Raw genomic sequence first — 14,850 nt, forward strand, 5'->3', positions numbered from 1 at the left:
TTTCAGAATTTTCGTAAAAGAGGTGAAGATCATGGTCGAGTATAAAGAGAAATTGGGGTTATATGATAGTCGCGAGGAACATGACGCTTGTGGTATAGGATTTTACGCCAATATGGATAATAAAAGAAGTCATGATATCGTGGAAAAATCATTAGAAATGTTACGTAGATTAGATCATCGTGGTGGTATAGGTGCTGATGGTGTCACAGGTGATGGTGCAGGCATCATGACCGAAGTACCATATGCATATTTTTCACGACACCTTGATTTTGATATACCTGAAGAAGGTCAATATGCAGTAGGTATGTTTTTTACAAACGAAAAAATTAAAGGTTCTCAACATGAAGCGCAGTTTAACGCGCATTTTGAAGCGGAAGGTCTAACTGTGCTTGGCTATAGAGAAGTGCCTGTAGATATTAACGCGATTGCAGCACATGTAGCAGAAACAATGCCGTATATTCAGCAAGTATTTGTTGCGTTAAATGATACTTCACATATAGAGCGCACATTATTTTTAGCGAGAAAACAAATTGAAAATTACGCAAATCAACAACAATTGGATTTGTATTTCACGAGTTTATCGCATAGAACAATTGTATATAAAGGTTGGTTGCGTTCAGATCAAATTAACGCATTATATGAAGATTTGAATCATGAAGATTTCGTGTCAAAACTAGGTCTGGTTCATTCTCGTTTTAGTACAAATACTTTCCCGAGTTGGAAACGTGCACATCCTAATCGATTGTTAATGCATAACGGTGAAATTAATACAATTAAAGGTAATGTAAACTGGATGCGTGCAAGACAGAATGAGCTTATAGCTACCATTTTTGGTGAAGATAAGGATAAAGTCAAAGATATTGTAGATGAAGATGGTAGTGATTCTGCAATTGTTGATAATGCATTAGAATTTTTATCTTTAGCTATGGAACCAGAGCGAGCGGCAATGCTGATGATTCCAGAACCTTGGTTATACAATAAAGCAAACAACGCTAATGTACGTGCGTTTTATGAATTCTATAGTTATTTGATGGAACCATGGGATGGACCGACGATGATTTCATTCTGTAACGGCGATAAGATTGGTGCGCTAACAGATAGAAATGGTTTGAGACCAGGTCGCTATACCATTACTAAAGATAATTATATTGTCTTTTCATCAGAAGTAGGTGTAGTAGATGTACCAGAAGACAATGTTGCATTTAAAGGCCAATTAAACCCAGGAAAATTACTATTAGTTGATTTTAATGCACATAAAGTGGTTGAAAATAATGAATTAAAAGCACGTATTGCAGATGAACATCCATATGAGAGTTGGTTGAGTCAATTTAAAGTTGATTTGAATTTAGAGCATGTGTCTTATCAACCATCTTCTTGGAATGAAGCAACATTAACACGTATGCAAAAACAATTTGTCTATACCAAAGAAGAAATAGATAAATATCTTACAGAATTGGTTGAAAGTAAGAAAGATCCTATTGGTGCGATGGGTTATGATGTGCCGATAGCAGCATTAAATGAACAGGATGAATCACTCTTTAATTATTTCAAACAATTATTTGCACAAGTTACTAATCCTCCTATTGATGCTTATCGTGAAAAGATTGTAACGAGTGAGTTGTCTTATTTAGGTAGCGAGGGGAATTTGTTACAACCGAGTGAAGATGCGTTAAATCGTATTCAATTAAAACGCCCTGTCATGACGGAAGCGCAGTTAAATGTCATTGAAGAAAGCCGATTTAATGTCGCGCGTTTATCAACGGTATATCATGATGATTTAGAAGACGCGCTAGATGTACTTGGTAATAAAGCTATTCAAGCAGTAAAACGTGGAGAAGAAATTTTAGTTCTCGATGATAGTGTTTTAGTTTCAGAAAAAGGTTACGCGATGCCGATATTATTAGCTGTGAGCCATGTTCACCAATTGTTGATCAAAGAAGGATTGCGTATGCGAACAAGTATTGTTGCTTTGTCGGGCGAAGCAAGAGAGGTTCATCACATTGCTTGTTTGCTAGGTTATGGTGCTAATGCGGTTGTGCCATATTTAGCGCAACGAACAATTGAAGAATTAGTGCAAAATGAACGTTTAGAAGGGGATATTTCTGAAAATGTTCAAACTTATACAGATACATTGTCTGAAGGTGTAATTAAAGTAATGGCTAAAATGGGTATTTCAACAGTTCAAAGTTATCAAGGGGCACAAATCTTTGAAGCAGTTGGATTATCAGATGAGGTTGTTGAAAGATATTTCACTGGAACGCAAACAAAATTATCTGGCATATCACTTGAGATGATTGATAAAGAGAATAAATCTAGACAGACACCAAAAAGTGAGTACATTGAATCGGGGAGTACATTCCAATGGCGTAAGCAAGGTCAACGCCATGCTTTTAACCCTACATCTATTCATTTATTGCAACATGCGTGTCGATTGAATGATTATGAAAAATTCAAAGCATTTTCAAACGAAGTTAATCATAAGCGTACGGATCATATTCGTCACTTGATGACATTTAAATCATCGCAAACACCAATCGATATCAGTGAAGTAGAACCTGCAAGTGCAATTGTTCAACGTTTTAATACAGGTGCAATGAGCTATGGTTCTATTTCTGAAGAAGCCCACCAAACATTAGCAGAAGCAATGAATCAAATGGGTGGTAAAAGTAATAGCGGTGAAGGCGGAGAAAATCCAGAGCGCTTTATAGTTGATGAAGAAGGACGTAATCGTTCAAGTGCGATTAAACAAGTGGCATCCGGTCGTTTTGGTGTGACAAGTGACTACTTGCAACACGCAAAAGAAATACAAATTAAAGTTGCGCAAGGCGCTAAACCAGGGGAAGGCGGACAATTACCAGGAACCAAAGTATATCCATGGATAGCTGAAGTAAGGGGCTCAACACCAGGTATTGGCTTGATATCACCACCGCCGCATCATGATATTTATTCGATAGAAGACTTAGCACAGTTAATACACGATTTAAAAAATGCCAATAAAGATGCCAATATAACAGTTAAGCTCGTATCTAAAACAGGTGTTGGTACCATTGCAGCGGGCGTAGCAAAAGCCTATGCTGATAAAATTGTTATTAGTGGTTACGATGGTGGTACAGGGGCATCACCGAAGACGAGTATTCAACATGCAGGCGTGCCATGGGAGATTGGATTAGCTGAAACGCATCAAACATTGATGATGAATGACTTGAGATCACGTGTGAAGGTAGAAACAGATGGTAAGTTACTCACTGGCAAAGACGTAGCCTACGCTTGTGCGTTAGGCGCTGAAGAATTTGGCTTTGCGACTGCACCATTGGTTGTTTTAGGATGCATCATGATGCGTGTTTGTCATAAAGATACATGTCCGGTTGGTATTGCAACACAAAATAAAGACCTACGCGCACTATTTAATGGTAGAGCGGATCACGTTGTGAATTTTATGCATTTTGTTGCTGAAGAATTGAGAGAGATTCTTGCGGAACTAGGATTGAGAACAGTGGATGAATTAGTAGGTAGAACGGATTTGTTAACGCGTAAAACCAATCTTGCAACGCGTCAACCTAAAGCTGCATCTATGAATGTTGAAGCATTATTGTATCAACATGATGGAGATAGATATAAGAAGATTGAACAAAATCATCATTTAGATATAGGATTTGACTTAACTGAATTGTATCCTGATGCACAAACAGCGATAAGATCTGGCCAATCATTCGAAGGTCAATATCGCTTAAACAATGAACAGCGTGATGTGGGTGTTATTACTGGCAGTATGATTACAAGAGCGCATGGAGCAGAAGGATTGAGTGAAGACACGATATATGCACAAACGACGGGTCATGCAGGTCAAAGTTTAGCTGCGTATACACCAAGCGGACTGACAATTCATCATACAGGTGATGCTAATGACTATGTTGGAAAAGGCTTATCGGGCGGAAAAGTAATTGTTAAAGCACCTAATCAACAACGTGAAAATGAAATTATCGTAGGTAATGTTTGTTTTTATGGCGCATCTCACGGTAAAGCTTTTATTAATGGTAAAGCTGGCGAGCGTTTCTGTATTCGTAATAGTGGTGTCCAAGCCGTCGTGGAAGGTATCGGAGATCACGGTCTTGAATACATGACTGGAGGCAGAATCATTATATTAGGAGACGTAGGTAAAAACTTTGGTCAAGGTATGAGTGGTGGCGTTAGTTATGTTTTTCCATCTGATGTAGCGCAATTTAAAGCGCAGAATCAACTTGAGAGTTTAGACTTTGATGCGATAACAGTAGATGAAGAACGCAACGTCGTCAAAGATATGTTAGAAGCACACGTTAAATATACCGACAGTACTAAAGCGAAAGAGATATTAGCAGATTTTGATCATATTGCAGATAAGGTAGTAAAAGTGATACCAAAAGATTATAAATTAATGATGCAAAAGATAGATTTGCAAAAACAACAGACGGATGCTTTGGATGAAGCTTTATTAAATGCCTTTAATGATAAGCGTACGCACTTAATGTCAGAACAACAAAAAACAGCCGTATATTAAATCGTAAAGGAGGGATTGTCATGGGTGAATTTAAAGGATTTATGAATTATGACAAACAACAATTACACGAATTATCTTTAGTTGATCGTTTGAAAAATCATGACGCATTCCAGCAAAGGTTTACAAAAGACGAAGCTGCACAACAAGGTGCACGTTGTATGGATTGTGGTACGCCATTTTGTCAGACAGGTGAACCATTTGGCAGAGAAACGATTGGTTGTCCTATCGGTAACTATATACCTGAATGGAATGATTTAGTTTATAGACAAGATTTTAAGACGGCATATGAGCGATTAAGTGAAACGAATAATTTTCCAGAATTTACAGGTAGAGTATGCCCAGCGCCATGTGAACAATCATGTGTTATGAAAATAAATCGTGAATCAGTAGCTATTAAAGGTATTGAAAGAACGATTATTGATGAAGCATATGAAAACGGTTGGGTTAAACCAATTGTGCCAGAACAACGTAAAGATGAGTCTGTAGCCATCGTTGGTAGTGGCCCAGCAGGATTAACGGCAGCAGAAGAACTTAATAAATTAGGTTATCATGTAACGGTATATGAACGTGCGCATGAAGCGGGCGGTCTACTGATGTATGGCATACCTAATATGAAATTAGATAAAGATGTCGTGCGTCGTAGAATATCTATTATGGAAGCTTCGGGCATCCGATTTGAAACAGATACAGAGATTGGTGTCGACGTGAGTAGAGAAGCATTAGAAGAGAAACATGACGCAATCATCTTATGTACAGGATCTCAAAATGCGAGAGATTTACCATTAGAAGGGCGTATGGGATTCGGCATACATTTTGCGATGGATTATTTGACGGAGCAAGGTCAGTATTTGAATGGTGAAATCAAGGAACCAACGATTTCTGCAGAAGGTAAAAATGTGGTCGTTATTGGAGCGGGAGACACGGGAGCCGATTGTGTTGCAACAGCACTTCGTGAAAACTGTAAGTCTATCGTCCAATTTAATAAGTATACGAAACAACCTGAAGCGATTGAATTTGATGAAAATACCTATTGGCCATTAGCAATGCCAGTATTCAAAATGGATTACGCGCATAAAGAATATGAACAGCGCTTTGGATTTGAGCCGCGTGCTTATGGTGTGCAAACGATGCGTTATGATGTTGACCGTATTGGTAATGTGAAAGGTGTTTATACTCAAATTCTGGAAGAAACAGACGAAGGCATGGTGGTCGTAGATGGAACAGAACGCCATTGGCCTGCAGATCTAGTATTGTTATCGATTGGTTTCATAGGTACAGAAACAACAGTACCGCATGCTTTTAATATTCAAACAGAAAGAAACAAAATTGTAGCTGACAACAAAGATTTTAGAACCAATCAACCGAACATTTTTGCTGCTGGAGACGCTAGAAGAGGTCAAAGTCTTGTGGTATGGGCTATTCAAGAAGGAAGAGCTGTCGCAAATGCAGTGGATGAATATTTAAAAGAAAAAACATTAGTATAAGGTAATGATTTTAATTGACTTTTGTCATGGACTATAATATTATAAATATTGTGTTTGGAGGAATACCCAAGTCCGGCTGAAGGGATTGGTCTTGAAAACCAACAGGGGCTTAACGGCCCGCGGGGGTTCGAATCCCTCTTCCTCCGCCATTATATTTAAAATACCAAGACTAATGATATAGATAAAGCAAGTATTCAATGAAAAATTTGGATGCTTGCTTTTTTAATGCGCTTTTCTACATATTCGAAATTTAAGTTAGGCTAAGTACTTTTATATAGAAAAAAGATGTAAGGTCATTTCCGTAAATTTATCAAAGAAGTACATGATTATGATGTAACCATCTATAATTTGAGCCCCCTAATAACGCCAACTCATTGTTATAGGTGGTTTTAAATATTTAGATTGTAGCCCTGTAGTCGACGAGCAACCCCCCCCTTTTATGAAAACCTTTACAAAACTTGTATAGACAAGTTATACTTCTAGTAATATCTAAAGTTTAATTATAAGGGAGTGAATCATCATGGCTGTTAAAAAGAAAGATGTACAAGATATCGTCGAAGCTATTGGGGGCAAAGACAACTTGGACACAGCAACACATTGTGTGACACGTCTAAGACTGGTCTTGAAAGATGATGATAAAGTAGATAAAGATAGATTGAGCAATAATGATTTAGTGAAAGGACAATTTAAAGCAGACAACCAATACCAAATCGTTATTGGACCTGGCACAGTAGATGAAGTTTACAAGCAATTCATCCAAGAAACAGGTGTCAGTGAAGCATCTAAGGATGATGCAAAAGCGGCAGCGGCGAAGAAAGGAAATCCGATTCAAAGGTTGATTAAGTTATTGGGAGATATCTTTATACCGATTTTACCTGCAATCGTAACTGCTGGTTTACTGATGGGGATTAATAACTTACTGACGATGGAAGGGTTATTTGGTCCAAAGCCACTGGTAGAACAATTTCCGCAGCTAGGTGATATTTCGAATATTATTAATGTCATTGCAAGTACAGCGTTCATATTCTTACCCGCGTTAATCGGTTGGAGTAGTATGCGTGTGTTTGGTGGGAGTCAAATTCTCGGTTTGGTTTTAGGCTTGATTTTAATGAATCCACAGCTTGTATCACAATACGATATAGCGAAAGGTCATATTCCAACCTGGGATATACTTGGTTTAGAAATTAAGCAATTAAACTATCAAGGACAGGTATTACCGATCTTGCTTGCTGCATATGTATTAGCGCAGATTGAAAAATTCTTAAATAAATTTGTGCATGATTCAATTAAAATGTTGGTCGTTGGACCTGTAGCACTATTGATTACAGGGTTCTTAGCATTTATTGTTATTGGTCCTGTTGCGTTATGGCTAGGTACTGGCATCACAAATGGCGTAACATTTGTGTTTGAACATGCTGGTTGGTTAGGTGGTGCCATCTATGGTTTGTTCTATGCACCATTAGTTATTACTGGTTTACACCATATGTTCTTAGCAGTTGATTTCCAATTAATGGGTAGTCAGCTTGGTGGCACATATCTGTGGCCAATTCTTGCAATTTCTAATATCTGCCAAGGTTCTGCAGCATTTGGTGCTTGGTTCGTTTATAGAAGACGTAAAATGGTCAAAGAACAAGGTTTAGCAATGACTTCAGGCGTTTCAGGTTTCTTAGGTGTCACAGAACCTGCACTATTTGGGGTGAATTTACCACTGAAATATCCATTTATCGCCGCGATTACAACTTCTTGTATCTTAGGTGCAGTATTAGGTGCGACGCGTGTGCTAGGTAGTGTTGGTGTTGGTGGTCTTCCAGCATTTATTTCAATAAAAAGTGAATACTGGGGAGTATATTTAGTAGTGACAGCTATAGCATTTGTAGTTCCTGCCATATTAACAGTATTCCTATCAAGATTTAGTAAAGAAGAAGCGAAAGAAATGGTTGAAGAATAGGCGTCAACGACAGAGAAGTACAATTAAACTCGCTAAAATTACTTAGCGGGTTTCTTTTTTAAAATATTAAAAGTAGAGGTGGCAATAATATGCAACAAAATGATTGGAGAAAATCAGTCGTTTATCAAATTTATCCGAAGTCATTTAATGATACGACAGGTAGTGGTGAAGGTGACTTACAAGGAATTATTGAAAAATTAGATTATATACAATATCTCGGTGTGGACTATATTTGGCTAACACCGGTATATGAATCGCCTATGAATGATAATGGTTATGATATTAGCAACTATTATAAAGTGAATGAGAAGTTTGGGACAATTGAAGATTTAGAAATGCTAGTGGCTGAAGCGCATAAAAGAGATATCAAGGTTATGATGGACATCGTGATCAACCATACGTCAACAGAGCATGAATGGTTTAAACAAGCATATGCTGATAAAAATAGTCCTTATAGAGATTATTATTTCTTTAGAAGATCGGCAAATGAAGAACCACCTACGAATTGGGAATCCAAATTTGGTGGAAATGCCTGGAAATATGATGAAAAAACGGATGAATATTATTTACATTTATTTGATGTGACACAAGCAGATTTGAACTGGGATAATCCTGAAGTCAGACGTGTGCTATACGACATCATTAATCACTGGATTGATTTTGGAATAGATGGTTTTCGATTCGACGTCATTAACCTCATTTCAAAAGGTGAATTTAAAAACTCCGAAAAAATCGGCAAAGAATTCTATACAGATGGTCCACGTGTTCATGACTATTTACACGAAATGAATCAGCAAACATTTGGTGATAAACAATTAATGACTGTTGGCGAAATGTCTTCGACAACCATAGATCATTGTGTGAAATATACTTCGCCTGAACGACAAGAATTAAGTAGTGTGTTTAATTTTCATCATCTTAAAGTAGATTATGTAGACGGAGAAAAATGGTCGAATGCTAAATTAGATTTTCATAAGTTGAAAGACATTCTAATGGAGTGGCAACTTGGTATTTATGAAGGTGGCGGTTGGAACGCGATATTTTGGTGTAATCACGATCAGCCTCGTGTCGTTACGCGTTTTGGTGATGACACATCTGAACCACTACGTAAACAAAGTGCTAAGATGCTAGCGACTGTACTGCATATGTTGCAAGGGACGCCATATATTTACCAAGGCGAAGAAATTGGTATGACGGATCCAGGCTTTAATGACATTAAACAGTATCGTGATGTTGAATCTTTAAATGCTTATGACAAAATGAAAGCAGCAGGATATGAGGAGCAAGAAATTTTAACTATTCTTGGACAAAAATCACGTGATAATTCTAGAACGCCTGTTCAATGGACAGCAGGTGAACATGCTGGTTTCACTTCAGGTACACCATGGATTGATATCCCTAATAATTTTGATAAAATAAACGTTGAAGCAGCTGTTGAAGATGAACAATCCATACTTCAGACATATCGACATTTAATTCAATTACGCCATGAGCATGACATTATTACTTATGGAAATATTGAACCACTATACATGGATCACAATGAATTGTTTATATATAAACGTCATTATAAAGGTGAAACTTGGATAGTGCTTGCAAACTTTTCAAAAGAACGCATAGAAATACCAGAAGGATTAAAGTTAGATGGCGAAGTCATAGTGCAATATGGCCAGTTGATAGATGGAAAGATTGATGGATTTGGCGTCATAGTAGTTGCACAATAATCTATAAAAGGCAGTGAGCGAAACGATGACACAGAAGAAATTTATTACGATATATGAAACATTGCGGAAAGATATTATTGAATCACGTATATCGTATGGTGCTCAATTGCCATCGGAACATGAATTGGTAGAATCTTATCAGGCATCACGTGAAACTGTGCGTAAAGCGCTAAATTTACTCGTTAGAGAAGGAATGATACAAAAGATTCGAGGGAAAGGTTCTATTGTTATTTATCAAGGTGTAACAGAATTTCCTTTTGCTGACTTAACCAGTTTTAGAGAAGTGCAACGCGGACTAGGTTTACAGCATGACACAGAAGTGAAGATGATCGAAAGCATTACTGCGGGCGATGTTCCGAGAGTCAAAGAAGCTTTAAATATTAGTATGAATACTGTCTTATGTCATGTGGTACGTACTAGAAAAATAGATGATAGAGTAAAAATCATTGATGAAGACTATCTAATAGAAGAAATTGTGCCGAATGTTACAGCGGAAATTGCTACAAACTCTTTATATCAATACATTGAGGAAACATTAGGGTTGGAAATTAGTTATTCAAACAAATCCATAACATTTGAACCGTTTGGAGAGATGGAGTATGAAGTGTTTGGTGAAATCAATCCAGCGTATACAGCGACGGTACGTGGCATTGTTCATTTAAAAGACACTACGATATTTCAGTATAATATTTCTAAACATTTAGCGACCGAATTTAAATTCAATGATTTTTCTAGACGTCATAAACTATAAATGTACAATGATAAGACTGATGTGTGAAGGATTTGTAAAGGTTTTACTAGCCATGCAAAAGGTAATACTTGCATTCTAATATGAGATTATAGTATGATATATCTTGCCGTGCTAGGTGGGGAGGTAGCGGTTCCCTGTACTCGAAATCCGCTTTATGCGAGACTTAATTCCTTTGCTGAGGGTGCGTTTTTGTGAAGTCTGCCCAAAGCACGTAGTGTCTGAAGATCTCGGTCCTATGCAATATGAACCCATGAATCATGTCAGGTCCTGACGGAAGCAGCATTAAGTGGATCATCGTATGTGCCGTAGGGTTGCCGAGATTTAGCTGTCGACTTTGGTAACGTTTGTGATACGCATTCGAAGCGAAGGTGCACGGTTTTAATTTTTAAAACTAATGAAATCATATACATATATAAAGAGTGACTTATCTTTTGATAGCGGTCACTCTTTTTTTATATTAAAATATAAACAATACTTTGATGGCATATTGGAACCGTCTTAAAACTTGTTGGAAATCGATGTTATGACATTAAAGGCTTGAACTGAACGTTTGGGGGGGAAACCAATGCAAATATATTTAAGTACGCTAACTGAAAATGATTATGACACAAGCTTGAAAGCAATCGAAGCAGCATTTGCAGATGTTACAGAGTCGAATCATGATGAACAAAATTTGGTAGCTAAACTGAGGAACGCACCTGAGTATAATTATGAGCTTGAAGTGGTAGCTAAAAATAATGACGGTGATGTGGTCGGTCACATTATGCTATCTGAAATAACAGTCATTAATGGAACGAAGCGATATACTGTTCTGGCATTAGCCCCACTATCAGTATTGCCGGAATATAGAAATAAAGGCTTGGGTAAGGCGTTGATACAAGCTGTAGAAGAACGTGCGAAAACACAAGACTATACAACCATTATAGTGCTAGGTGACCCAAAATATTATAATCAGTTTGGATACGAACCAGCAGCAGATTATGACATAACATGTCCATTTGACGTGCCTTCAGAATATTTCATGGTAAAATTCCTGTGGGATCAACTATTAGAACAGCCTCAAGGTGATGTCGTGTACTCAGAAGCTTTTAATTGATATTCAAAGTACGAAGTTCAATGCTATAATAGTTTGTGAATGCAATTGGAGGTGCGAAAGTGAATTATCAAGCTTTATATAGAATGTTCCGACCGCAGAGTTTCGAAGATGTTGTAGGTCAAGAACATGTAACTAAAACACTACGCAATGCAATTTCAAAAGAGAAACAATCCCATGCATACATTTTCAGTGGTCCAAGAGGGACAGGTAAGACAAGTATTGCGAAAGTGTTTGCGAAAGCAATTAACTGTCTTGAACGTTCAGATGGCGAACCGTGTAATGAATGCGCAATTTGTAAAGGGATTACACGAGGGACTAACTCAGATGTGATTGAAATTGACGCTGCGAGTAATAATGGTGTAGATGAGATTAGAAATATTAGAGATAAAGTAAAATATGCGCCGAGCGAATCAAAGTTTAAAGTTTATATTATTGATGAAGTGCATATGCTAACTACAGGTGCTTTCAATGCATTGCTTAAAACATTGGAAGAACCACCAGCACACGCTATATTTATCTTAGCAACGACAGAACCACATAAAATACCTCCGACAATAATATCAAGAGCTCAAAGATTTGATTTTAAAGCGATAAGCCAGGAAGAAATTGTGGAAAGATTAAAGTTTGTAGCGGAATCGCAAGCGATTGAATATGATGAAGCGGCATTAAACTTTATCGCCAAAGCATCCGAAGGTGGTATGCGTGATGCATTGAGTATCATGGACCAAGCAATTGCTTTTGGAGATGAACATTTAACGTTAGAAGATGCATTGAATGTTACTGGTAGTGTAGATGCGAAAGCTTTAAATGAATTATTTAAGGAAGTTGTAGAAGGTGATGTGAGAAACGCCTTCTCTACGTATCATCAATTCATCTCACAAGGTAAAGAAGTAAATCGTTTGATTAACGATATGATCTACTTTGTCAGAGATACAATCATGAATAAGACATCTAATGAAGAAACTGAATATGATGCGCTGATGCATTTTGATTTAGAAGTACTTTACAAAATGATTGATATCATTAATGATACACTCGTTTCTATTAGATTTAGCGTAAACCAAAGTGTGCATTTTGAAGTCTTGTTAGTAAAAATCGCAGAAATGATAAAAGAAAAACCAGAAAGTGTTCAAACATTAGCGACTACAAGTGTAGCAACAGAACCAAACAATGATGTGTTACTGCAAAGAATGGAACAATTAGAAAGTGAATTAAAAACACTTAAAGCGAATGGTGTAACAACGAGTGCGCAACCACAACAATCAAAACGTTCTACAACTAAAAGTAGTCAGTCTAAAAATGCATTTTCTATGCAGCAAATTGCTAAAGTATTAGATAAAGCTAATAAAGATGATATCAAGCAGCTTAAAGATCACTGGCAAGAAGTGGTTGATCATGCTAAAAGTAATGATATGAAGTCATTGGTCAGTCTTTTACAAAATTCTGAACCGGTGGCTGCAAGTGAAACGCATGTACTAATTAAATTAGAAGAAGAAATTCATTGTGAAATCGTGAATAAAGACGATGAAAAACGTGAAAATATCGAAAATGTTGTTTGTAATATTATAGATAAAACCGTTAAAGTGGTTGGCGTACCTGCAGACCAGTGGATGCGTGTGAGATCAGAATACCTTCAAAATAGGAAGCAAGGTACATCAGAAGATACACATAACAATGGTACGGATACAACAGAACCTGAAGAAGTAGACGTAGTTCAGAAAGCGAAAGACCTATTTGGTGAAAGTACGGTAAATATCATAGATGAAGAGTGATACATGACAATGATTAAAAAGGCATGTATAATGAAACGAAAGATGAATGATATTCAATATAATATATAAGTTTTAAGGAGGATATATTTATGCGCGGTGGCGGAAATATGCAACAAATGATGAAACAAATGCAAAAAATGCAAAAGAAAATGGGCGAAGAGCAAGAAAAGCTTAAAGAAGAAAAAGTACAAGGTACAGCTGGTGGCGGTATGGTTACTGTAACAGTTTCTGGTCATAAAGAGGTGCTTGACGTGGAAATTAAAGAAGAAGCGGTAGACCCTGATGATATTGAAATGTTACAAGACTTAGTAATTGCTGCAACGAATGAGGCAATGAATAAAGCTGATGAACTTACACAAGAACGTTTAGGTAAGCATACGCAAGGCTTAAACATCCCTGGAATGTGATCATATGCACTATCCTGAACCAATTTCGAAACTAATTGACAGTTTCATGAAACTGCCAGGCATTGGGCCAAAAACAGCTCAACGTCTGGCGTTTCATGTATTAGATATGAAAGAAGATGACGTTGTACAATTTGCTAAGGCATTAGTAGATGTGAAACGAGAACTTACTTATTGTAGTGAGTGTGGGCATATTACAGAACAGGATCCTTGCTATATATGTCAGGATAAACAACGAGATCGCTCGGTTATTTGTGTAGTCGAAGATGATAAAGATGTTATTGCAATGGAAAAGATGAGAGAATATAAAGGTTTATATCATGTCTTGCATGGATCTATTTCGCCGATGGATGGTATTGGACCAGAAGACATCAATATCCCTAGTTTGATTAACCGACTCAAAGATGAAGAAGTTAAAGAACTTATATTAGCGATGAACCCTAATTTAGAAGGTGAATCGACAGCGATGTATATATCTAGATTAGTAAAACCTATTGGAATTACTGTCACTAGATTAGCTCAAGGTTTGTCTGTTGGTGGCGATTTAGAATATGCTGATGAAGTTACATTATCTAAGGCTATCATGGGCAGAACAGAGATGTAATATGGTTGAAATACAATATGAAGTAAGCGATAAAGCTATCTTAAACAGATAGCTTTATTTTTTTGTAAATAAAATTAAAAAAATGTAAAAGAAATCAAAGTATGGTTATTGAGCAGTAAATCTATGATAAGTGTAGTGTTACAATCTTTAAATTGTCTAAAAACGTACTTTAAAAAATATATGTATAAGGAGGTTTGCTTTTTGATGAAAACGCAATGAAAACACGGAGTTATAGTGTAAATTTTACCGTTGTTAAAAGTAAATTAAGCGTGTATAGTATTATCTTGTCGGACGAAACAAAACGACAAACACAAAAACGAAATGAAAAACACAACGAAAAATAATTTTAAAAGTTCTTGACTTTCTGAGTCAAAGCGAGTAAAATTAATTCTTGTGATTGAAGAAATGAAAAACACAACGAAAAATAATTTTTAAAAGTTCTTGACTTTCTGGGTCAAAGCGAGTAAAATTAATTCTTGTGATTGAAGAAATGAACATTGAAAACTGAATTGCAATATGTCAACGTTAATTCC

At 36.8% G+C, this 14,850-nt stretch carries 9 protein-coding genes, 1 tRNA gene and 1 other RNA gene; all 11 read left to right on the forward strand.

Going from position 1 to position 14,850, the window contains the following annotated elements; all coding sequences use genetic code 11:
* The first annotated feature begins 31 nt into the window (after positions 1 to 31).
* Positions 32 to 4,534 carry a glutamate synthase large subunit gene (gltB, locus tag L987_RS13175; protein WP_047505349.1) on the forward strand — a complete coding sequence of 1,501 codons (4,503 nt, stop codon included), beginning with the start codon at positions 32 to 34 and terminating at the stop codon, positions 4,532 to 4,534.
* A 20-nt stretch (positions 4,535 to 4,554) separates the two neighbouring features.
* A complete protein-coding gene (locus tag L987_RS13180; RefSeq protein ID WP_002484230.1) occupies positions 4,555 to 6,018 on the forward strand; it encodes a glutamate synthase subunit beta in 1,464 nt (487 codons plus the stop codon).
* A gap of 56 nt (positions 6,019 to 6,074) precedes the next feature.
* Positions 6,075 to 6,167 (forward strand) — tRNA-Ser (locus L987_RS13185).
* Positions 6,168 to 6,538: 371 nt separating this feature from the next.
* Positions 6,539 to 7,966 carry a PTS system trehalose-specific EIIBC component gene (gene treP / locus L987_RS13190; RefSeq protein WP_047505354.1) on the forward strand — a complete coding sequence of 476 codons (1,428 nt, stop codon included), beginning with the start codon at positions 6,539 to 6,541 and terminating at the stop codon, positions 7,964 to 7,966.
* An 89-nt stretch (positions 7,967 to 8,055) separates the two neighbouring features.
* The gene (gene treC / locus L987_RS13195; protein ID WP_011303886.1) at positions 8,056 to 9,690 is read left to right on the forward strand and encodes an alpha,alpha-phosphotrehalase; all 1,635 of its coding nucleotides are present in this window, start codon (positions 8,056 to 8,058) and stop codon (positions 9,688 to 9,690) included.
* Positions 9,691 to 9,715: 25 nt separating this feature from the next.
* A complete protein-coding gene (gene treR / locus L987_RS13200; RefSeq protein ID WP_011303885.1) occupies positions 9,716 to 10,441 on the forward strand; it encodes a trehalose operon repressor in 726 nt (241 codons plus the stop codon).
* A 106-nt stretch (positions 10,442 to 10,547) separates the two neighbouring features.
* An RNA gene (gene ffs, locus L987_RS13615) (signal recognition particle sRNA large type) lies at positions 10,548 to 10,817 on the forward strand.
* A gap of 189 nt (positions 10,818 to 11,006) precedes the next feature.
* Entirely contained in the window at positions 11,007 to 11,537 is a 531-nt protein-coding gene (locus L987_RS13205) for a GNAT family N-acetyltransferase (protein WP_002484226.1), read from the forward strand.
* Between the two features lie 59 nt (positions 11,538 to 11,596).
* Positions 11,597 to 13,309, forward strand: coding sequence for a DNA polymerase III subunit gamma/tau (dnaX, locus tag L987_RS13210; RefSeq protein ID WP_047505357.1), 1,713 nt, complete (start codon positions 11,597 to 11,599; stop codon positions 13,307 to 13,309).
* Between the two features lie 89 nt (positions 13,310 to 13,398).
* The gene (locus L987_RS13215; protein ID WP_002484224.1) at positions 13,399 to 13,716 is read left to right on the forward strand and encodes a YbaB/EbfC family nucleoid-associated protein; all 318 of its coding nucleotides are present in this window, start codon (positions 13,399 to 13,401) and stop codon (positions 13,714 to 13,716) included.
* 4 nt (positions 13,717 to 13,720) lie between these two features.
* Positions 13,721 to 14,317: a recombination mediator RecR gene (gene recR, locus L987_RS13220; protein ID WP_002484223.1), complete on the forward strand. Its 597-nt coding sequence runs from the start codon at positions 13,721 to 13,723 to the stop codon at positions 14,315 to 14,317.
* The last annotated feature ends 533 nt before the right edge of the window (positions 14,318 to 14,850 follow it).

The organism is Staphylococcus sp. ZWU0021 (genome assembly GCF_000798895.1).
Lineage (GTDB): Bacteria > Bacillota > Bacilli > Staphylococcales > Staphylococcaceae > Staphylococcus > Staphylococcus saprophyticus.

Coding starts and splice junctions, on each gene's coding strand:
- recR (WP_002484223.1), top strand. CDS start 13,721: ATGCACTATCCTGAACCAATTTCGAAACTAATTGACAGTTTCATGAAA.
- L987_RS13215 (WP_002484224.1), top strand. CDS start 13,399: ATGCGCGGTGGCGGAAATATGCAACAAATGATGAAACAAATGCAAAAA.
- treC (WP_011303886.1), top strand. CDS start 8,056: ATGCAACAAAATGATTGGAGAAAATCAGTCGTTTATCAAATTTATCCG.
- treR (WP_011303885.1), top strand. CDS start 9,716: ATGACACAGAAGAAATTTATTACGATATATGAAACATTGCGGAAAGAT.
- treP (WP_047505354.1), top strand. CDS start 6,539: ATGGCTGTTAAAAAGAAAGATGTACAAGATATCGTCGAAGCTATTGGG.
- L987_RS13205 (WP_002484226.1), top strand. CDS start 11,007: ATGCAAATATATTTAAGTACGCTAACTGAAAATGATTATGACACAAGC.
- L987_RS13180 (WP_002484230.1), top strand. CDS start 4,555: ATGGGTGAATTTAAAGGATTTATGAATTATGACAAACAACAATTACAC.
- gltB (WP_047505349.1), top strand. CDS start 32: ATGGTCGAGTATAAAGAGAAATTGGGGTTATATGATAGTCGCGAGGAA.